Raw genomic sequence first — 22,391 nt, 5'->3', positions numbered from 1 at the left:
AAAGGGTGGTACCATGAAAAGTCTTTTTCATCCCTTCGCAAAAGGTCTTCTTTTGCGTTGGAGAAAAAGGCTTTTTTATTTTAGAGATTTAGAAGGAGGATGTATAAACAATGACTGCGAATGCGTCAACAAACGCAAAAATTGATGCCACACCAGCAGAAATGCAAAAAATTGAGAACAAACCCAAAAATGGTGCAGAAATTTTAATTCAAGCATTGCAAGAGCAAGGTGTTGATATCGTCTTTGGCTATCCAGGTGGTGCAGTTTTACATTTATATGATGCAATGTATAAAAATCCGATACGACACATTTTAACTCGTCATGAACAAGGAGCAATCCACGCAGCAGAAGGATATGCGCGTGTTTTAAATAAACCAGGGGTTGTCATCGCAACAAGCGGTCCAGGTGCAACGAATTTAGTAACAGGAATCACTGATGCGATGATTGATTCCATTCCATTAGTCATTTTTACAGGGCAAGTGGCAACAAATGTAATTGGTTCTGATGCATTCCAAGAAGCTGATATTATTGGAATTACAACACCAATTACAAAACATAATTATCAAGTCCAAGATGTAAACGACATTCCACGAATTGTAAAAGAAGCTTTTCATATTGCAAATACAGGTAGAAAAGGGCCAGTGCTCATCGACTTGCCAAAAAATATTTCAAACGCAATTTTTGATGAATCAAAAGCGAATGTACCAGATGAAGTTTACTTGCCAGGCTATCAGCCAACTTATAAACCGAATTATTTGCAAATTCAGAAAGCTATTCAAGCAATCAGTGAAGCAAAAAAACCGGTTGTTCTTGTTGGAGCTGGGGTACTATTTGCGAACGCTAGTGAAGAACTCGTAGAATTTGTCGAAAAATACAAACTTCCAGTGGTTACTACGTTACTTGGATTAGGAAGTATTCCGGGCAATCATGAGCTAAATTATGGTATGGGTGGAATGCACGGTGCAGTCGTAGCTAACAATGCTATCACGGAGTCAGATTTAATTATTAATATCGGTGCTCGATTTGATGATCGATTAACAGGTGATACATCACGATTTGCTCCGAAAGCAAAAATCATTCATATCGATATCGATCCAGCTGAAATTGGCAAAAACATTCGTACAGACATTCCAATTGTTGCTGATGCTAAAGAAGCATTGAAATCTTTATTGAAAAATGATTTTAAAGCGCCAGATACGGCAGGTTGGATTGATTATTTAAACAATATGAGAACAGAGTATCCATATTGGTATGTGGAAGATGAAAAAGAAATGTTACCACAGCAAGTAATCGAGATGATTCACGCCATCACTAACGGTGATGCTATTGTTACAACTGATGTAGGGCAACACCAAATGTGGGCTGCTCAATACTATCTTCAAAATCATAGTCATCAATGGGTGACATCTGGTGGCCTAGGAACGATGGGATTCGGTTTCCCAGCCGCAATCGGAGCCCAATTTGCCAAACCGGATAAAAAAGTAATCTCCATCGTTGGAGATGCCGGTTTCCAAATGACAGCCCAAGAACTTGCACTATTAAAAGAATTCAACCTACCAGTAAAGGTAATCATCATTAACAATGCAGCGCTCGGCATGGTGCGTCAATGGCAAGAATTATTCTATGAAAGCCGCTACTCGCAAAGTTTAATGCCAGTTCAACCAGATTTTGTAAAACTAGCTGAAGCCTATGGACTAAAAGGATATTGCATTAGAAATATGGATGAAGCTGAAAAAATCTTAACTGAAGCGATAAATTCCGATGAACCGGTGGTTGTTGATTGCCGAGTAAAGCAATTAGAAAATGTATATCCAATGGTGCCATCGGGTAAGGCGCTTCATGAAATGGTAGGGGTGAAAAGAATTTGAAACGAGTAATTACTGTAAATGTTATTAATCAAAGCGGCGTATTGAACCGCGTAACAGGATTATTAATGAAAAGACAATTCAATATTGAATCCATTACAGTTGGTCATACAGAACAGCCAAATATCTCAAAAATGACGCTAGTAGTTAATATTGAAGATGATGTCAAACTGGAACAGCTCATTAAACAATTATCTAAACAAATCGATGTTTTAAAGGTGAATGACATTACTGACAAAGCGATCGTTCTACGCGAACTGGCACTTATAAAAGTTGTTTCACCGCCGAATTTAAGGCTGGAAATGAATGCAATTGTTGAGCCATTTCGACCTCAAATTGTGGATACCTCTAAAAATGTAGTCACATATCAAGTGATTGGACATCCGGATAAAATCGATGCTTTTATCGAACTTGTTCGACCATATGGCATCAAAGAATTAACTCGAACAGGTGTTACTGCTACAGTACGAGAAGTACAACAAAACTTCTATGATCAACCAACCCTTTCACTTTTAAAATAAAGCGAATAAAGTGGTCTTAACGTCACAATGCAAAGTTAGTTTTCAGAACTATCTTTGACATTGAAATAATATAAATCTTTTGAAAATTAACAATTATTAGGGGGAAATTAAAATGACAAAAATGTACTATCATAACGAAATCGATGAAACAGTATTAAAAGAGAAAAAAATCGCAGTAATCGGATACGGTTCTCAAGGGCATGCACACGCTCAAAACTTAAAAGAATCTGGTTTTGATGTACGCGTAGGTATTCGCCCAGGTAAATCTGCAGAACAAGCAAAAGAAGATGGCTTAGCAGTAAAAACTGTTGCTGAGGCTTCAAAAGAAGCGGATGTCATCATGATTTTGCTTCCAGATGAAGTTCAAAAAGCAGTGTATGAAGCAGAAATTGCTCCAAACTTAGAGCCAGGAAATGCACTAGTATTTGCTCATGGATTTAATATTCACTACCAACAAATCGTACCTCCAGCTGATGTGGACGTATTCTTAGTGGCACCAAAAGGACCTGGTCACTTAGTTCGCCGTACTTACACTGAAGGTGCGGGTGTACCAGCATTAATTGGTGTATATCAAGATGCTACTGGCAATGCGAAAAATCTTGCTCTTGCTTGGGCAAAAGGAATTGGTTCTGCTCGTGCAGGCGTTCTTGAAACAACGTTCAAAGAAGAAACGGAAACTGACTTATTCGGTGAGCAAGCAGTACTTTGCGGTGGGGTAACTCACTTAATTAAAGCTGGTTTTGAGACATTAGTTGAAGCTGGATACCAACCAGAAAGTGCATATTTCGAATGTTTACATGAAATGAAACTAATCGTTGACTTGATTTACGAAGGTGGATTCTCTAACATGCGTTACTCAATTTCAGATACAGCTGAATGGGGTGACTATGTATCAGGTCCACGTGTAATTACCGAAGATGTAAAAGCTAACATGAAAAAAATACTTGAAGATATTCAAAGTGGTAAATTTGCAAAAGAATGGTTAGAAGAAAATGCAAATGGTCGTCCACAATACAACGAATACAAACAAAAAGAGAAAGAGCATCAAATTGAAAAAGTGGGCGCTGAGTTGCGTCAAATGATGCCTTTCATTAACGCTGGAAATCGAAAGGTAGTGATTAAATAGTGAGAAAGATTGATATTTTTGATACAACTTTACGCGATGGTGAACAATCACCTGGCATTAACTTAAATACCGCAGAAAAAATTGAAATTGCAAAACAATTAGAACGCCTTGGGGTAACGATTATAGAAGCAGGTTTTCCTGCTTCTAGCCCCGGTGACTTTGATGCAGTGAACAAAATCGCAAGCACTGTAAAAAACTCAATCGTCACAGGTTTAGCTCGCTGTGTACAACATGATATCGATCGTGCTTGGGAAGCATTGAAAGTTGCTGAACAGCCACATGTACACGTATTCTTAGCAACAAGTCCAATCCATATGGAATACAAATTGAAAAAAACACCTGATCAAGTCGTGGAACAGGCGGTAGAGGCAGTAAAATATGCGAAAAAATTCTTCCCACTTGTAGAATGGTCAGCAGAAGATGGTTTTCGCTCTGATCGTGAATTTTTAGTTCGCATTATCGAAAAAGTTATTGAAGCTGGCGCCACAACAATTAACATTCCCGATACAGTTGGCTATGCTACACCTCAAGAATATGGTGAATTATTCAGATATTTAAAAGAAAATGTACGAGGTTCAGAGAAAGTAAAATTCTCAGCCCATTGTCATGATGACTTAGGAATGGCTGTTGCCAATTCATTAGCAGCAATGCAAAATGGTGCAGATCAAATCGAATGTACAATTAACGGAATTGGTGAACGTGCAGGAAATGCTTCTTTAGAAGAAATTGCAGTAGCCCTTCATATTCGAAATGATTATTATCAAGCTGAAACGGGCATCAATTTAAAAGAAATAAAAAGAACATCTCAATTAGTTAGCCGTTTAACAGGATTCTTAGTGCCCCCAAATAAAGCGGTTGTTGGTAAAAACGCCTTTGCCCATGAATCTGGGATCCATCAAGATGGCGTGTTAAAACATAAAGAAACGTATGAAATTATATCTCCTGAATTAGTTGGTGAAGGAGAAGTTCCACTTGTACTCGGTAAACACTCTGGTCGCGCTGCATTCCGCGATCGAGCTGAAAAAATGGGCTTTGAATTATCGGATGAAAAATTAAATAAAGCTTTCGAAGAATTCAAAAAGCTTGCAGACCGCAAGAAAGAGATTACGGAAGAAGATTTAATTACATTATTAACCGAACAATCTGTTTCAATTGAAAATATCGCAAAATTTGAATTAAATAGCGTTCAAGTATCTTATGGTACAGATAATATTCCAACGGCAACTGCTTCTGTCACTACTCCAGAAGGGGAAACTAAGACGCTTGCAGCAACAGGAGCCGGATCAGTTGAAGCGATATTTAATACGCTTGAACAATTAGTTGATACAAAAGTAAATGTATTGGATTTCCAAGTAAAATCTGTTAGCAAAGGACGAGATGCTTTAGCAGATGCCGTTGTTAAAATTCGTTATAATGACGTCACTACAACAGGTCGCGACTCAGCTCAAGACGTTCTTGAAGCAACTGCTAATGCATTTATTGACGCAATTAACAGACATATCATTCACGAAAACTTCGTAAAGAAACATGTAGCTCAAATATAAAATTATTAAATCTAGTAATGTATTAACATACATTTCGTACGCCATCAAATAACCAAAAATTTGATGGCGTTTGTTAAACATTGGGTTTTCCTTTACTCTTTAAATCTCTATAGAAAGGTGTTTTATAACATGGAAAAGAAAATTACGGTTCTTCCTGGTGATGGTATTGGTCCTGAAGTCGTTGCAGCAGCTGTTCGGGTACTTCAAGCTATCGGGAAAAGATATAAACATGACTTTCAATTAGCTTATGCATCAATCGGAGGATCTGCGATTGATCAATTTAACACTCCACTTCCAGAAGATACGATTGAACTTTGTAAACAGAGCGATGCTATTTTACTTGGTGCTGTAGGTGGTCCGAAATGGGATAACAATCCTCCTGAATTAAGACCAGAAAAAGGATTATTGCAAATTCGCAAAACCTTTGACTTATTTGCAAATTTGCGACCTGTAAAAGCTTTTCCAAGTTTACTTGATTCATCTCCTTTGAAAAGAGAAGTTGCAGATAATGTTGATTTATTGATTGTCCGTGAATTAACTGGGGGAATATACTTCGGAGAGAAGAAACGTACAGAATCAGAAGCAAGTGACTTAAGTATATATACTCGTAAAGAAATTGAACGAATTGTAGATAATGCATTTGAACTTGCAAAATTAAGACGAGGTAAACTTTGCTCGGTAGATAAAGCAAATGTTCTTGAAACATCACGTTTATGGCGTGAAGTGGTTGAGGAGAAAAAGCATCAATATCCAGAAGTTGAAGTGGAACATAACTTAGTAGACTCCGTTGCCATGAAGCTTATCACAAATCCAAGCCATTATGATGTCGTTGTTACGGATAATATGTTTGGAGATATTTTAAGCGATGAGGCATCTGTTATTACCGGATCATTAGGGGTGCTACCATCTGCATCCATCCGGGGAGATTCTTTTGGTCTATACGAGCCGGTTCACGGATCCGCTCCTGAAATCGCAGGTTTAGGTATTGCAAATCCAGCAGCAGCGATTCTTTCAGTGGCAATGATGCTTCAATATTCCTTTGGTTTAAAAGAAGAAGCTGCAGAGATTGAACGTGCAGTAAATGCTGTATTCGAAGATGGTTACTTCACAATGGATTTAGCGAAGGATAAAGAACATGCTTTAACAACTGATGAATGGACTGACAAAGTCATCGCTGAAATCGATACAAGTTTTGTAGCTGATAGCATCATGGAATCATATATTTAAAGGTTGGTGGTTAAGATGGCGAAAAATATTATTGAAAAAGTTTGGGAATCACATGTTGTACATCGAGAAGAAGGGAAACCAGATTTATTATATATCGATCTTCACTTAATACATGAAGTAACTTCTCCACAAGCCTTTGAAGGATTAAGACTTGCTGGTCGAAAAGTTCGTCGTCCAGATTTATGTTTTGCAACGATGGATCACAATGTCCCTACGAAAGATATTTATACAATCAATGACCCAATTGCGAAAAAACAAATTAACACATTAGCAAAAAACTGTGAAGAATTTGGAATTCAACTCGCTGATATCGGCCATCCAGATCAAGGAATTGTTCATGTAATCGGACCTGAACTAGGTTTGACACAACCAGGGAAAACAATCGTTTGCGGCGACTCCCATACTTCCACACATGGTGCGTTTGGCGCATTAGCATTTGGTATCGGTACTTCAGAAGTAGAACACGTTCTTTCAACTCAAACATTATGGCAAAATAAACCTAAAACATTGGAAATTCGCGTAAATGGGAAACTAGGTTTTGGTGTCACTGCAAAAGATATCATATTAGCCATTATTGCAAAATGGGGAGTTGGCTTAGGCACAGGTCATATTATTGAATTTACAGGGGAAGCCATCCGTAATCTTTCGATGGAAGAGCGCATGACAATCTGTAATATGTCCATCGAAGCTGGAGCAAAAGCAGGATTAATCTCACCTGACGAAAAAACAATTGAATATTTACGTGGTCGTCGTTTTGCACCGAAAGAAGAATTTGAAAAAGCAGCTGAATACTGGCTAAGTTTAGCATCTGACCCAGGATGCACCTATGACAAAGTTCTTGAAATTGATGCAAGTGAAATCGAACCGGTTGTAACTTGGGGTACAAATCCATCGATGGGGACAGGTGTAACAAAAAATGTACCGACTGCAGATGATTACGAATCCGAAACAGATAAGCAAGCTTTAAGAAAAGCGCTAGAATATATGGGATTAGAAGAAGGGCAACCAATTACATCCATTGAAATTCAGCACGTCTTTATCGGTTCTTGTACAAATTCCCGTTTATCAGATTTGCGCACAGCAGCAAGTATTGTAAAAGGGAAGAAAGTGGCACCGGGCGTTCGAGCAATCGTTGTTCCAGGTTCTCACTCAGTGAAAAAAGCTGCTGAAGAAGAAGGCTTAGATAAAATCTTTATTGAAGCTGGTTTTGAATGGCGCAATTCCGGATGTTCCGCTTGTCTTGGCATGAACGAAGACATCATTCCATCAGGAGAACGTTGTGCATCCACTTCCAACCGAAACTTTGAAGGGCGTCAAGGAGCTGGTGCACGTACGCACTTAGTCAGTCCAGCAATGGCAGCAGCTGCTGCAATCGAAGGTCGTTTCGTCGATGTCCGAGAATATTTGAAACAAAAACAAGAAGCATAATTGAAAGGCGGGTTAAAAATGGAGCCAATTAATATCATCAAAAGTGTCATAGCACCATTGGATCGAAAAAATGTCGATACAGATCAAATCATTTCAAAGGAATTTTTAAAACGTATTGAACGTACTGGATTTGGTAAATATTTGTTTTACCATTGGCGTTACGACGAAAATGGAAATGAAATTTCAGACTTCGTATTAAATAAACCCGAATATAAAGAAGCAAAAATTCTAGTAGCACAAGATAACTTTGGTTGTGGCTCGTCCCGGGAACACGCACCATGGGCGATATTGGATTACGGATTTAGAGTGATTATCGCTCCAAGCTTTGCAGATATTTTCCATAACAACTGCTTCAAAAATGGAATTTTGCCTGTTAAATTAAAAGAAGTAGAAGTGGACGAAATATTGGAGAAAGGACTCCAAAAACCTTATATAGTGGAAGTAAATCTATCTGAACAAACTGTCACAGGGGAAGATGGAGCAGTTTACCACTTTAACATCGACCCATACTACAAAGAAATGTTGTTAAATGGTTGGGATGAAATTGCTTTAACATTTAAATATGAAGATAAAATTAAAGAATATGAAGAAAAACGAATTGTATTTAAATAAATTTATTAAAAAAGGGCGTCATTTCGGACGCTCTTTTTAATGTAATAAAATACGGTTGAGAATTGTTCTTAAAAAGCTCTAATAAATACACTATATATTCTCGTTTAAACCGTTTATATATTGTCATCAGTCTTTAATGCAGGAGTTTTATCTCGAAAATTTTTCTAATTAATTATATTGATTAATAAGGAAGTGGAAAGTTTTGTTGGCATCCAAAAAACTTCACTATTGGTGTAATTTAAAAAAATGATGCGGCTCCAAAAAAGAGACCGCATAAAACTTCATCTTATGAATTTTGGTCTCAAATGAGAAAATTCATGAAAGTGCTACAATCGCTACAATATTACCAATGCATGGGAACCTAACTGTTTATAAGTACGGAAAAATGTTTTTTCATCAATTTTCTCGATACCTGTTAATGGATTCATAATCGTCACTTTTCCATTTTGATAACCAGTCAACACGACTGCATGTAAATTCTTATAAACCCCATGCTTTTGATTTGTTCCTTCAATTACCCAATGACTAAATTTGCGTGGTTCTTTCCAATCGATTGTTACCCATGTTAATACAGGAACACCAGATTTAACATAGTCAATTAGTTCTTGTTTCGTGGCATTCGTTAAATCTAATGCTCGGAATTCCAAATTGTTTTCTGCTAATACTTTATTTGCAACATCTACCAATGGTGGAGCATATACATAATAACCGCCATCTTTTTCTTTCGGATCCCCAGCATATGCTTTATTTGGATCTGGTCCATATGTGACGCCATTTTTTTTATATACTTTTGATTTAGGTAAATATTCATTCATTTGAAGCTTATCCATTTTGATGCCATAGTAATTTAAAATGGCAGTCAATGATGTAATTTCACAACCGTTTGGTAATTCAGGATTTTGCAGTACCACTGGCACCTTTAAACTGTCTTTAGGTGAAACATTGAACGTTTCAATTTGTATAATTGGTTTTGAAGGATTAAATACAATACTTTCTCGAGATTGCTCCATCCATTCTCCATGATCCGTAATGCGATAAATAACAATATCATAAAGTACTTCGGGAAATACTTGCTCAAAATGAACCATTCCGTTTTGGTCAACAATTCCTCGCTCAATCTCTTGCTTTGTTTCAAAATCAAATAATGCAACCCCTAATTTGGCCACGCTTTCTTTGCTAGAAAATTCCACCGTTTGAACCGTCAACACTTCTTGTGATTCCATAGAAAGCTGCATTGGGCTATATTGTTGATTGCTCGATAACTTTAATTCTTCGCTCTCAATCATACTTCCACAACCAGTTAGTAATGCGATGGACATACCGAATAAAATTGCTGATTGATTTTTTATCTTCATGATGCCACCTCTAATGTATTTCTCAAAAAACGTTATCGCTTTTTTACTATTAATTCCTAAGCGTATTTTCCTACAAAACTTTATATTATTTTTACATTTATCAAAAAAAAAATACTCACATTTCTGTTTTTCCAAAAAACGAATAAGTTCAAATGACTAATTTGTAAAAAAAACGGAGAGCATCTTTTCTTATTTTCACTTTAGATACAACTTCCAATAAAAGAAACCATATATAATTATACTATATAAAAGGATAAAGGATTGATTCGATGATTGGAAAAAATAGTTTTTTAACAAAATCCAATAACGGATTCACTGAGAAATTAAAAACACTTTCTTCAAAAGTAGAAAAAAATGCGTATTTAAAATATACTTCCAATAAATTAAAACAACTGATTGAAGATGCTGAATCTCCATATATCGTATTATTTATTAGTAAGGAAAAAGTAGGGAAAACTTCACTAATTAATGCACTCATTGGTAGAAATATACTACCTGAAGGAAACAGAACGCATGTAAATACTTTGATTCGGTACGGAAAAAAAGAAAGAATAAAGGCAATATTTGTAGATGGAACAATTGTTCATTTCGATACGAAACATTTACATCTATTCATTGATACAAATACGCTTGTTGGGGATATACTCCGAAAATATTTGAGTTATATAGAGATTTATATTGACTGTGAAATACTAAAAAACGTCATATTTATTGATTCGGCAACGTTGGAAGCAGGGCAAAAAGGGGATCTATATATATCTGAAACACTTATACAGCGAGCAGACGATGTGTTTTGGGTATTGAATCATGACACAATGTTATTACAAGAAGAATTAGATCAATTAAAGAAGATTCATCAAATGGGGAAAAAGCCATTTTTTATTTTGAACACTAGCAAATATGAAGACAAAATTATAGAAGATTTTATCGCATCTGAAAAAAAACGCTACGGTGATTTCGTTGAAGAATTTATTGGTGTTTCCATCCAACAAGCGATGGAGGCAAAAAAATCCCATAATATGCAGCTTTATATTGATAGCCACATTAACGTCTTGCATACTAAAATAAACCATTTATCGAAGGAAAACATAAAAAGGGCTAAAAACATTGCCTTTCGATTTAAACAGTGGATTGAATTATTCGAAAGGGAAGTAAAGTTAATACCGGAACGCGAACCTTATTTGTCCGCTGCAAATTATATGAAAAATCTTGCAGCATTCAATAATACGATAGAACGTTCAAGCTATGAAAGAGATTTAAAAATCTTATCTGAATATGAAAAAGAATATGCTCATATTAGCCAAATATTTAAAAATATTCAAACGCTATACCAGTTACTACAAGTTCTTGAATTTGAAAAATATTTAAAAGACGACAGAGTTGATCTATTTGTTACACTTGCAATAAAGTATCATGAAAAAGTGCGAGAATATCGAAAACTTCATAGTGAATATATGCTGGAATATCAATATTTTGAAAAACAAGAAAAGAAGCTTTTACGTAAAAAGTTTGTAAAACCATTAATTCAAGACAATTCTAATGAAATCAATTTATTATTAAAAAAGGCAGAACATCTGAATCAATTACAGTGTAAGTGTAAAGATGCATATAATTCTATTAAAAGACTTGAACTTGATTTACTTAACGATTTATATAATACCCAAGATCATATTAATGATTTAACTCAACAACAACTTGAAAAAATAATGAATAAAGCTCATTTATTAAATAGCAACAGAAAAAAACAGCAGAGGAATATAGAAAAATATGTAAATAAATTAAATGAGTTTCAATGTATACGTGAAATACAAGAATTTCTTCAGCAAGAAATGAAACCATTATTAGAAAATGAATCTTTGCCATATTCACAAGAAGAACTTCATCATGTTTTATCAACAATCGATCATATTTCAAATGTTGATTTTTCAACCGAAGCATTATTATCTAATATTACGATTGACTCAATAGAACAGAATCTCACTATATCTGTAGATTTTGAAGAAAAATATTCATTTTATCCTTTAAATTTAACAGAATCAGATATAGTATCCGAAATTCCTCCAATTCCGATGGCAATCGATTTTCAACAGATTTTGAATTTCGATCATTAACCACAAAATTGTCGGCTGAAAAAGACGGTCCCTTTGTAACTGTGGCGCAACTTTAGTCGAATTTATTTGCGATGTATTAGAAACTTGTTTCGACTACCGCAGAAGCAAAGATTTATGTTCATAAGTAAAATGGTGTCTAGAAAGCTTTCGACTTTCTAGACACCATTTTTATTTCTTAGCTGAACCACTTTCAAATGTTACATTAGGATAATACATGTTTTTCACAAGCACATTAGGGCCTAAACATTTCACAGCTGGACAATGGCAATTTAATGATTTTGCTAAAGGTGTATCCAACCACTTATCAAAGATTTCTACTAATGAATCTGATTGAATATTTCCAAGAGGAGGAGTGTCACCAAAATCAGTGACAATAACGTCTCCTGTAAAGATATTGACGTTTAAACGAGAACGGCCATCCGGATCATTGCGCAACGTCACATTTTTTGCTTCTTTTAATCGTTTTAACAATGCTAAATCTTCTTCTTTCTTACTGCAATGATAAAACGGAAGTGTACCAAATAGCATCCACGTATTTTCATCTCGAATGTCGAGTAAATGGTGAATGGCATCGCGTGTTTCATCCAATGTAAGACTTGTTAATGACGAAGCGAAATCGGATGGGTACATTGGGTGTATTTCGTGCCTTTTACACTTCATTTCATGAACTACTTGATGATGAATCTGTTCAATGTATGGAACCGTTTTTTTGTTCAACATCGTTTCCGCCGAAACCATGACACCTTGTTCACTTAAAGCTCGAGCATTTTCAATCATACGTTCAAACAATTTCGCTCTCTGTTCATAAGTTGGTTTTCTGTCCATCATTGCAAAGCCCGTTTCAACGAATTCATCAATCGTACTCCAATTGTGAGAAATATGGAGCACATCAATATAAGGCGCAATTTCCAAATATCTTTCTAAATCAAGGGTTAAATTCGAATTAATTTGCGTACGAATTCCTCGTTCATGAGCATATTGTAAAATTGGTTTTACATAATGTTGAATTGATTTTTTGCTAAGCATTGGCTCTCCGCCAGTTATACTCAAAGACCTTAAAGTTGGAATTTCGTCCAATCGTTTTAACAGTAATTCAAGAGGTAGTGCATCTGGATCTTTTGTTTGTAAAGTGTATCCAACCGCACAATGAGCACAGCGCATATTGCATAAATAAGTTGTTGTAAACTCAATATTTGACAATACAAGTTTTCCATATTGCATAACATCTAAATAACTTTCCCACGGATCATAATTTGGAGTAATTTTTTCTAAAGTAGTCATATCTTTCGAATCTCTTCCTTTCCAACTAACTATTTTCTCATAGTTTGCTAGTTTCGAAAACTAAAATTGCAGCAAATAGAACATTTTTCATAATATATCAGTAAACATTAAGCTAAACTACAACAAAAAATTCCATCAATAATCGGAATTATTGATGGAACTATTATTTTCGCTATAGTACACATCACCGTATTTATTTTCAACGATGGTTTTGACGATTTCAATTTTTGAATTGTTTAATGCTTGAACATTATAGCGATATTTGTCATTGCGAATAATGCTATTTTCTACATAGATTTTTGATTGATTTTGCGCATGTAAATCTGAATGCGCTCCATCTGTTAATTGCACACTCATGAGCTCTAATATGGATTCGTAATCAATCCAAATTTGAGCTTGCAAATGTTTCGAAATAAAACTTTCTTGAATATACACTTCACTGTGGTTTTGAATAAATAAAGCATTTCGTTTCCCTTGATAAATCTCAGAATTATTCAATATAACGGAACTATCATTGACAACAATTTGAGCTAAATCATGTTGGAAGATTTGACTATGATAGAAAAAGAAGTTTGAATCTTTCAAAACCTTTACTCCATAGGATTTTCCATTATATATTTGGCAATGTTCGAATTTTGCAGTGGAATGATCATTGATTTCAATTTGTACATTCATACTATTACGAAACTTCGTGTGAATTGCGTAAATCTCACAACGATGTAACAGAAATATACTTTTACCACGTTGAAAATCCGAATTGCTTAAATAAATTTTTACCTTTGATTTACATGCAATATGGGGCATTTGGTTGTAATAAAAGTTGCACCCGTCTACTTCCACCAATGAATTTGTCACGGCCAATATTCCGTTTCCGTTATTTTCTGAAATTTCACAGCGGTATACTCTCATGATTCCACGATCAACATTAATAGCGGAATTGTTGTTTTGCGTAATTTGACATTGGAGGAGCATACACTCCGATTTTTTTTCTACATATATTCCAACGTGTCGGCCATTTACGATTAAACAATCTTTCATAGAACAAAACGACTTTTCGGTGATTGCCACTTGAGCGGATAAATGATCTTTAATAACCGTTTCATTACAATTGACTATAGATTCTTTACTTATTAATAATCCATTTTCATGTCCTGAATGAATTTCACAACGCTCAATTTGCATTTTAGATTTTTTTCTCGCTTGAACATTGATATTATGATGATTTGAAATCTCACAATGGGATAGTGTTCCATCACTATTTTGCAAGATGACACCGCATTCATTTCCATGTTGAATTGTGCATTGCTTTCCATTCAATACACTATTGTCAACAAAGAGTTGAGTAGCATTATGGGAGTAAAGAATGGTTGAATGTAAAAAAACATCTGAAGCTTCTTCGACTACAATTCCAAATCCTTCACCACGTTCAATTGAACTATTAAAATCCATGTATGTCGATCTTTCCACTGAAATTTGTCTTTCTGCGTGATGGTGCAAATGGCATTTCTTTGTTTGCATAAAGGATTGATCTGTGATCCAAAATCCTTTCAAAGCATTTGAACATTCACATGATTCTAAAAAAGCTTTTGAGTTTTTTGCAAAAAGCTGCATTTTTCCATTATGATGAAACTTGCAGTTGATAAATACACCATTACTATTATTTAGGAGTGCGATTCCTACTTCTTTTGCTTTTCTAAAATTGCTATTAACACCTTTTAAATATCCTCCGTTTACTGTAATGAGTACATCCGCATTTCCTTCGATGATGCAGTGTTCAAAAATCGCTTCACCCTCAACATATAATTGGGCAGTCGGTGAAACTTTCATTTTTTTAAACGTAATACGAACGTTCTTGGGAATGATAAACATTCCTTCAATAACGGTTTGACCATTCCCATCACCAATGAGTGTCATATCTTTTTCAAATTGAATTGATTCTTTATATTTTTTAGGTAACAGCTGTACTGCTTCACCGTTACTCGCTTTAGCTAATGCACCTTTTAGTGTTTTATATTTTGAAAACATCAAATTGTAAAACAAACGAATTACCATTTAACCCCTCCTAAAAACTTACATATAACTATTCTCACTAAAAAATTGGAATTCTAATCCTTTTTTAATGAAACTAAGTAAAAAAATGATGTCGTTATAAGGGGTCTTCGTTAAAATGGTATAAGGATTAAATTCCTTCTTCAGTAAGGACAGAGGAGTAAAGTGGTCACTTCCTTGAATAAGTGTATAAAAGCCATTTGGGGTTGTGGTGAGAAGTATTGAAATTTAAGCCAGAATGGTGAGTACGCTTCATTTTATGAAATGTTAAATTTTTATATTAAGGTTTTCTCAAATAAGGACGCCATGAAAATTAAAGAAGGGAAGAAAATACATGAGAAGCAGGTTTACAAGGACGGTATTATTTGCAGCATTAATCATCATGCTGGCCTTTTTGTTCCAACAGATTACAATTCAATTTTCAGGTGAAGGGTTTGACACGCCGCAAGAAGCATTGCCAAAAGATGCAGAGTATGAGTGGATTGAAGGGCCGAAAACAGAAAAAGAACATCGATATTTCTTTTTGTCCAATGGAAACTATTTTGGTACGGGTGTAGTAAAGAAAAATTTGAAAGGATGGTCAAGCGGTAACGGTGCATACGCAAAGCTGCCAAAGCGTTTAAATGAAAATGAAATCACTTCCGCTCATTCTGATGGAAAAATTCTATATGGATTAATAAATAAAGAAGGACAAGTAGAAGTGATCGTAAATGGTGAAAAAGCTACATTGCTCAATCTTTCAACTTTACCAAAAGAAACAATTGATTTATATAAGGTAAATGATTATTTCATTTGGTATGTTGATTTGGAAAAACTCCAAGATTCCGAACATTTTCATATAGTAATCAAAAATGATAAAGATGAAATCCTGAGTGAATTATCAATATAATAACTGACTAGAAAAAGGGAATAATTAATAGAAAATCTCTCTTTAATTTTTTTATTGTTAAGTATAAACTATAATTAGCATTATCCAAAATATTCATAGAATTCATGAATGTAGCATTTTTATACACATCGTTGAATTCTTGAATCTTTTGGAATAAAATTTAATTGCCCAAATGGGTCATAAAAATCTCTAATGACAAAACATAATTTTAATGTAATTTACTTATGAAGATAAGTGAGTTATGATTGGTCATGGAGAAAAGAACTAGCAAGCCTTTTCAAAATTTATATAGGGGGATTACATATGACAAAGAGCAACTTACACAACAGTCGTGCTTCTTTTGAGTTAAATGGTAAAACGTATTATTATTACCGTTTAGCTGCTTTAGAAGAAGCAGGCATTGCAAAAGTTTCACGCCTACCTTATTCAATCAAAGTATTATTAGAATCTGTTCTACGTCAATATGATGACTATGTAATCAAAGAAGAACACGTTAATAATCTTGCAAAATGGGCAGAAGGTGCAGATCCAGAAGGAGAAGTGCCATTCAAACCTTCTCGCGTTGTTTTACAAGACTTCACTGGTGTACCAGTAGTAGTAGACTTAGCTTCTTTACGTTCTGCTATGAAAGAATTAGGTGGAGACCCATCAAAAATCAATCCAGAAATTCCGGTTGACCTTGTAATTGACCACTCTGTACAAGTTGACAAATACGGTTCTCCAACTGCTTTACAAGCAAACATGGATTTAGAATTTGAACGCAACGCTGAACGTTACAAATTCTTAAAATGGGCTCAAACTGCATTCGATAACTTCCGTGCTGTACCACCTGCAACTGGTATCGTACACCAAGTAAACTTAGAGTATTTAGCACCGGTTATTCACGTTAAAGAAAATGAAGATGGCACATTCGAAGCATTCCCAGATTCAGTAGTTGGTACTGACTCCCACACTACAATGATCAACGGTCTTGGAGTTCTTGGTTGGGGTGTTGGTGGTATCGAAGCTGAAGCTGGTATGCTTGGACAACCATCTTACTTCACAATCCCAGAAGTTATCGGTGTTAAATTGACTGGTAAACTTCCAAACGGTGCTACTGCAACGGACTTAGCATTAAAAGTAACTCAAGTATTACGTAAACGCGGCGTAGTAGGTAAATTCGTTGAGTTCTTCGGTCCTGGTGTAGCTACATTGCCACTTGCAGACCGTGCAACAATTTCCAACATGGCTCCAGAATATGGTGCAACTTGCGGTTTCTTCGCAATTGACAATGAATCACTTAACTACATGCGTTTAACTGGCCGCGATGAAGAACACGTTCAAGTAGTTGAAAAATACTTAAAAGAAAACGATATGTTCTTCGATCCAAACTTCGAACCAGTTTACACAGACGTATTAGAAATCAAATTAGACGAAATCGAACCAAACCTTTCTGGTCCAAAACGTCCACAAGACTTAATTCCGCTTTCTGAAATGAAAAAACGTTATCGTGAAGCGGTTGTAGCTCCAATGGGCGTACAAGGTTTCGGCTTAACAGAAGATGAATTTGCTAAAACTTCAACAATTAAATTTGAAGATGGCGAAGAATTAGAAATGCCTACAGGTGCTGTAGCAATCGCTGCTATCACATCTTGTACAAACACATCCAACCCTTACGTATTAATCGCTGCAGGTCTTGTTGCGAAAAAAGCGGTTGAACTTGGTATTAAACCACCAAGATGGGTAAAAACATCTTTAGCACCTGGTTCTAAAGTTGTAACAGGTTACTTAAAAGATTCTGGTTTACAAGATTACCTTGACCAAATCGGATTCAACACTGTAGGTTACGGATGTACAACATGTATCGGTAACTCTGGTCCATTACTTCCAGAAATCGAAGAAGCAATTAAATCAAAAGACTTATTTGTAACATCTGTTCTTTCTGGTAACCGTAACTTCGAAGGTCGTGTTCATCCATTAGTAAAAGCTAACTACTTAGCATCTCCACCACTTGTTGTTGCTTATGCTTTAGCTGGTACTGTAGATATCGACCTACAAAAAGATCCAATTGCGAAAGACAAAGATGGTAAAGATGTATACTTCAACGACATCTGGCCATCATCTGAAGAAGTATACGGCATCTTAAATAAAGTCGTTACACCTGAATTATTCAAGAAAGAATACGAAACAGTATTCACTGCAAACGAAAAATGGAATGCAATTGAAACATCAACTGAGTCTCTATACACATTTGATGAAAATTCAACTTACATCCAAAACCCACCATTCTTCCAAGGTTTATCTAAAGAACCAGCTCCAATTCAAGAGCTTAAAGGCTTGCGCGTAATTGCGAAGTTTGGTGATTCTATTACAACTGACCACATTTCACCAGCTGGTGCAATTGGTAAAGATACTCCTGCAGGTAAATACCTACAAGAAAAAGGTGTTGCAATCCGCGACTTCAACTCTTACGGTTCTCGCCGTGGTAACCATGAAGTCATGATGCGTGGTACATTTGCAAACATCCGTATCCGCAACCAAATTGCTCCTGGTACAGAAGGTGGATTCACAACTTACTGGCCAACAGGCGAAGTAGAATACATCTATGACGCTTGCATGAAATACCAAGAACAAGGTACTGGCTTAGTAGTTCTTGCTGGTAACGACTATGGTATGGGATCTAGCCGTGACTGGGCTGCAAAAGGTACTTACTTATTAGGTATTAAAACAGTTATCGCACAAAGCTATGAACGTATCCACCGTTCTAACCTAGTAATGATGGGTGTATTACCACTTCAATTCATGCCTGGTGAAAACGCAGAAACTTTAGGATTAAAAGGAGATGAAACAATCTCTGTTAACTTAACAGACGATGTAAAACCTCGCGATATCTTAACAGTAACTGCAGTTTCTCCAGACGGCAAAGTAACTGAGTTCAAAGCATTAGCTCGTTTCGACTCAGAAGTAGAAGTAGATTACTACCGTCATGGCGGTATCCTACAAATGGTATTAAGAAACAAATTAGCTGGAAAGTAATTTCTAGCAATATGAAAGCAGGTTGACTTGTTCAACCTGCTTTTTTTGAATAGTTGGAGGAAAGCGCCTCAAGAAGTTGGGGAGAAGGGGAAAAGGGATTTTCCGGTCAAAAAAGCCAACCATAATAAAACGGCTTCGCTCTATTATTTTCGAGCTGAAGCCGTTTCGTTCAATTAGCTTTTATAAAAGTTCTTTTCTTAAATCTTCTGGAGATTTAGGAGATAGTAAGCCAAATGGAATATCAAACACTGTTTTAGCACCTTTATCTCCATTTTGACTTAATCGATATGCAGCACGTGCATAAGCTACCAGAGCGCTAGAAGTAAACATCGGATTGCTTTCAAGATTCAAGCTAAATTCAATAATTTGTTTATGACCTTCGTCGCTTTTACCACTTCGAATAACAAATCCACCATGAGGCATTCCGCTATGATTCTGCTTTAATTCTTCTTCAGAAATAAAGTGTACAGTTGTATCATATTCATCAAAATAATTTGGCATTGTTTTGATTTCATGCTCTACTTTTGCAGGATCTGCTCCTTCTTCTAATACGACAAAACATTCTCGAGCATGTTTTTCACGTGTTGAAAGTTCAGGATTTTCACCACTGCGCACACGATTTACCGCTTCATCAATAGGAATTGTATATTGTACAGCATTTTTTACACCTTGAATTCGACGGATTGCATCAGAATGCCCTTGGCTTACACCTTTTCCCCAGAACGTGTATGTATTTCCTACAGGTAATACAACTTCACCGAGAAGGCGATTTAAAGAGAATAATCCTGGGTCCCAACCAACTGAAATAATTGCAACTTTTCCGGATTGTTCAGCTGCAGCGTTGACACCATCAAAATATTCAGGAATACGTGCGTGTGTGTCAAAACTATCAATTGTATTAAAATATTGAGCAAAATATGGTCCCTGTTCTGGCAAATCTGTTGCAGAACCACCACATAATATCATCACATCGATTTCATCTTTAAAAGATTGTGCATCGTCCACATGAAGAACTTTCACATTTGATTTAACAGCCACTGTTTTTGGATCTCGGCGCGTAAACACCGCCACTAATTCCATATCTGGATTTTGTTGAATCGCCGCTTCTACACCCCGACCTAAATTTCCGTAACCAACAATCCCAATTCTAATTTTACTCATAACTTCTCCTACCTCCTAAAACAACAAAAAATATATTTTTTATATTACCTCTTTGAACATCATTGTACAATAAATTTTTATACAATTCTTTGCATGAATAATAATCTTATCATTATTGTAATAAAATTATTAAAAAATAATTATTAGGTTTATATAATTATATTATGTATACTAAAATGTAATTATAAAATTAAAATATGTATTTAGTTTGTTCACAATCATGATTTTGATATACTGGTAGTGTATGACATCAAAAGATGTAAATAGGAGGATTTAAAATGAAAAAACTTTCAGCCATTGTACTTGCATTTGCATTAGTTTTCTCAAATGTTGGTGCAGTTGTATTTCACGATGGTGGGGACTTCACTGTTGAAGCCAAATCTTACAAATCAGGCAAAAAAGGTTTTAGCGGCAATAATGGTGCAACAAAAAACCGCATGACAAATGATGATGCTAGTACAAATGGTAGCGTTAACAAAGCAACAACAAATAAAAACGACAATAATACATCTACTTCCACGAAAAAGGGAGGTTTTTCTTCCGGTGGATTAATGAAAGGTCTTATGATCGGTGGACTTGCTGGATTATTGTTTGGAAGCCTATTTGCTGACATGGGATTACTAGGAAATCTCTTAGGCTTAGTTATTAATCTCGGTGCCATTTTATTGATTGCATATTTAATCATTAAAATTTATTTCATGATAAAACGAAAAAGCGAAAAAGAGGTTACGGAAAATTGGAGAAGATAACGTTATCTGAACAAGAGATCATTGATGCCGTTTGTCTATTCCACGCTAAATTTAAACATGTCAATCCAGAAGATGTGGAAGTAGAGTTGATGTACGATGATGCTAGTGGTTTTACAGCTGAAGCGTATGTAAACGGCGAAATGGAACCTTATAACACTGTTAATTTCATTACAGCAATTCGACTTTACATTGAGGAACAATTGCATCGAGATGCAATGTCAGCTCGAATTGTTTTAGAACTTCACGATGAAGAAGGAATCATTGCAAATATTGAATGGTAACGGAGAAGGCGTCTCGAGAGATTTTTCAAGACGCCTTCTTTTCATAAGTCGCTTTTTCCTTTGCTCCAAATATATGGGAATGCAAATTGACTTATAAGCAGTAAGCCTGTCCAAAAGTACAATTGTTGGACAGGCCCTTTCAATTTCATGTCGACAACTAAAAATCCGTATTTTATTAATTTTCATAAAAATCAACTATTTTGTTTTCATTTGTTTTATGTTATGTTCAAAAAGAGATTTGAAATGAAAGTGGGATTCATATGACAATGGATGCTAGAAAAGTGTATAACGGAATTGTTTTACTAACAGGATATCTTCAACGATTATATGTATTTGAAAATATTCACCATCAATTAAACCTTCCTCATGATTCAGAACGAATTCAAAAGGTGAAGGAATTATTTGATGATACCCTTGCAATGTTACCTATTTTTGAACAAGCAAAAGAACTCGCTCCAACCCAAGTTAATAAGTTAAAATCTGTAACTAATGAAGTAGAGAGTTTAATGGCAAGTTATTTTAAAGATGAACCTGTCTCATTTCAAGAAAAGTTGGCTTATGTTGGGTCAAGCCTTTATGCTGAACAACATGTAAATTTAGGAATCATCCGCCTTGGTAAAGTATTTCAGATGGAAGTGAATAGAGATTTCGAAATGCGTACGAAGTTTTATGAAGAGCGAACTAAATTCATTGATACGATTGTTTCTTTAATTAAGAAAAATCAACAAATTGAAGATAAAGCGATGGAAATCATTGAATCTTGGTATACAAATGTCAAAAACAATAAAGAAAATATTCTCAATGATCTCAAAACGATCAGTACATTAATTGGTTTTTAACACAAAAACTGATGGAATGATATAGTCCATTCACATCAGTTTTTTCATTTTAATATAATATTTAATTATCCAGAGGCTGCCAATATATCGCATTAGAATCTTTATATTCATCGTATCTCACTATCCAATTTTTGTAGAGTAGGCAATTCGTATAAGTATAAGTATTATTCCCAATAAACTCCTCAAATATAGATGGAAAAAAATGATATATCTCGCCTCTCTCATTTGCACGATTATTTCATTGAGGTATACTGTTTTAGAGGTGATACAAAATGTTTGTCAGCGAAAAAGAAGTAGAAATCCGCTATGCGGACACCGATCAAATGGGGGTTGTCTAC

The 22,391-nt window shown here is 35.4% G+C and carries 17 protein-coding genes; 13 read left to right on the top strand and 4 right to left on the bottom strand.

The window, feature by feature from the left end:
- Positions 1 to 110: 110 nt before the first annotated feature.
- From ilvB to leuD, 7 genes are all read left to right on the top strand, one after another.
- Complete coding sequence (gene ilvB, locus NSU17_RS00085) at positions 111 to 1,868, top strand: biosynthetic-type acetolactate synthase large subunit (protein WP_096551082.1); 1,758 nt, start codon at positions 111 to 113, stop codon at positions 1,866 to 1,868.
- On the top strand, positions 1,865 to 2,386 hold the full coding sequence (ilvN, locus tag NSU17_RS00080) for an acetolactate synthase small subunit (protein WP_340434355.1): 522 nt from the start codon (positions 1,865 to 1,867) through the stop codon (positions 2,384 to 2,386). The genes ilvB and ilvN overlap by 4 nt, the downstream gene beginning before the upstream one ends.
- Before the next feature lie 112 nt (positions 2,387 to 2,498).
- A complete protein-coding gene (ilvC, locus tag NSU17_RS00075; protein WP_340703946.1) occupies positions 2,499 to 3,512 on the top strand; it encodes a ketol-acid reductoisomerase in 1,014 nt (337 codons plus the stop codon).
- Positions 3,512 to 5,056 carry a 2-isopropylmalate synthase gene (locus NSU17_RS00070; protein ID WP_340434358.1) on the top strand — a complete coding sequence of 515 codons (1,545 nt, stop codon included), beginning with the start codon at positions 3,512 to 3,514 and terminating at the stop codon, positions 5,054 to 5,056. Before ilvC ends, NSU17_RS00070 begins: the two co-directional genes overlap by 1 nt.
- Before the next feature lie 129 nt (positions 5,057 to 5,185).
- On the top strand, positions 5,186 to 6,283 hold the full coding sequence (gene leuB / locus NSU17_RS00065) for a 3-isopropylmalate dehydrogenase (protein ID WP_016838068.1): 1,098 nt from the start codon (positions 5,186 to 5,188) through the stop codon (positions 6,281 to 6,283).
- A 15-nt stretch (positions 6,284 to 6,298) separates the two neighbouring features.
- Positions 6,299 to 7,711, top strand: a complete 1,413-nt coding sequence (leuC, locus tag NSU17_RS00060) for a 3-isopropylmalate dehydratase large subunit (RefSeq protein ID WP_340703945.1) — start codon at positions 6,299 to 6,301, stop codon at positions 7,709 to 7,711.
- 18 nt (positions 7,712 to 7,729) lie between these two features.
- A complete protein-coding gene (leuD, locus tag NSU17_RS00055) occupies positions 7,730 to 8,323 on the top strand; it encodes a 3-isopropylmalate dehydratase small subunit (protein WP_016838070.1) in 594 nt (197 codons plus the stop codon).
- 335 nt (positions 8,324 to 8,658) lie between these two features.
- Here leuD and NSU17_RS00050 read toward each other — a convergent pair whose 3' ends face one another.
- Positions 8,659 to 9,678 carry a C39 family peptidase gene (locus NSU17_RS00050; protein WP_340703944.1) on the bottom strand — a complete coding sequence of 340 codons (1,020 nt, stop codon included), beginning with the start codon at positions 9,676 to 9,678 and terminating at the stop codon, positions 8,659 to 8,661.
- A gap of 269 nt (positions 9,679 to 9,947) precedes the next feature.
- Here NSU17_RS00050 and NSU17_RS00045 point away from each other — a divergent pair, with 269 nt between their 5' ends.
- Positions 9,948 to 11,789: a dynamin family protein gene (locus tag NSU17_RS00045; protein WP_340703943.1), complete on the top strand. Its 1,842-nt coding sequence runs from the start codon at positions 9,948 to 9,950 to the stop codon at positions 11,787 to 11,789.
- 168 nt (positions 11,790 to 11,957) lie between these two features.
- On the opposite strand, the gene yfkAB is transcribed toward NSU17_RS00045, so the two are convergent.
- Positions 11,958 to 13,070 carry a radical SAM/CxCxxxxC motif protein YfkAB gene (gene yfkAB, locus NSU17_RS00040; protein ID WP_340703942.1) on the bottom strand — a complete coding sequence of 371 codons (1,113 nt, stop codon included), beginning with the start codon at positions 13,068 to 13,070 and terminating at the stop codon, positions 11,958 to 11,960.
- A 135-nt stretch (positions 13,071 to 13,205) separates the two neighbouring features.
- Positions 13,206 to 15,122, bottom strand: a complete 1,917-nt coding sequence (locus NSU17_RS00035; RefSeq protein ID WP_340434366.1) for a right-handed parallel beta-helix repeat-containing protein — start codon at positions 15,120 to 15,122, stop codon at positions 13,206 to 13,208.
- A gap of 331 nt (positions 15,123 to 15,453) precedes the next feature.
- Between NSU17_RS00035 and NSU17_RS00030 the strand changes: the two genes are divergently transcribed.
- Together NSU17_RS00030 and acnA are read left to right on the top strand one after the other, a co-directional pair.
- Entirely contained in the window at positions 15,454 to 16,008 is a 555-nt protein-coding gene (locus NSU17_RS00030) for a hypothetical protein (protein WP_340703941.1), read from the top strand.
- 303 nt (positions 16,009 to 16,311) lie between these two features.
- Positions 16,312 to 19,023, top strand: a complete 2,712-nt coding sequence (gene acnA / locus NSU17_RS00025; protein WP_340703940.1) for an aconitate hydratase AcnA — start codon at positions 16,312 to 16,314, stop codon at positions 19,021 to 19,023.
- A gap of 180 nt (positions 19,024 to 19,203) precedes the next feature.
- On the opposite strand, the gene NSU17_RS00020 is transcribed toward acnA, so the two are convergent.
- Positions 19,204 to 20,184: a diaminopimelate dehydrogenase gene (locus NSU17_RS00020; RefSeq protein ID WP_340703939.1), complete on the bottom strand. Its 981-nt coding sequence runs from the start codon at positions 20,182 to 20,184 to the stop codon at positions 19,204 to 19,206.
- 278 nt (positions 20,185 to 20,462) lie between these two features.
- Between NSU17_RS00020 and NSU17_RS00015 the strand changes: the two genes are divergently transcribed.
- The 3 genes from NSU17_RS00015 to NSU17_RS00005 all read left to right on the top strand — a co-directional run bounded on the left by NSU17_RS00015 (position 20,463) and on the right by NSU17_RS00005 (position 22,053).
- Positions 20,463 to 20,933: a hypothetical protein gene (locus NSU17_RS00015; protein WP_096551093.1), complete on the top strand. Its 471-nt coding sequence runs from the start codon at positions 20,463 to 20,465 to the stop codon at positions 20,931 to 20,933.
- Positions 20,921 to 21,214 carry a YxcD family protein gene (locus tag NSU17_RS00010; protein ID WP_096551094.1) on the top strand — a complete coding sequence of 98 codons (294 nt, stop codon included), beginning with the start codon at positions 20,921 to 20,923 and terminating at the stop codon, positions 21,212 to 21,214. Before NSU17_RS00015 ends, NSU17_RS00010 begins: the two co-directional genes overlap by 13 nt.
- Positions 21,215 to 21,474: 260 nt before the next feature.
- Positions 21,475 to 22,053: a transcriptional regulator gene (locus tag NSU17_RS00005; protein ID WP_340703938.1), complete on the top strand. Its 579-nt coding sequence runs from the start codon at positions 21,475 to 21,477 to the stop codon at positions 22,051 to 22,053.
- The last annotated feature ends 338 nt before the right edge of the window (positions 22,054 to 22,391 follow it).

The sequence above is a fragment of the Ureibacillus sp. FSL K6-2830 genome (assembly GCF_038004145.1).
Classification (GTDB): domain Bacteria; phylum Bacillota; class Bacilli; order Bacillales_A; family Planococcaceae; genus Ureibacillus; species Ureibacillus thermosphaericus.
This window is presented reverse-complemented; position numbering and strand designations above follow the sequence as displayed.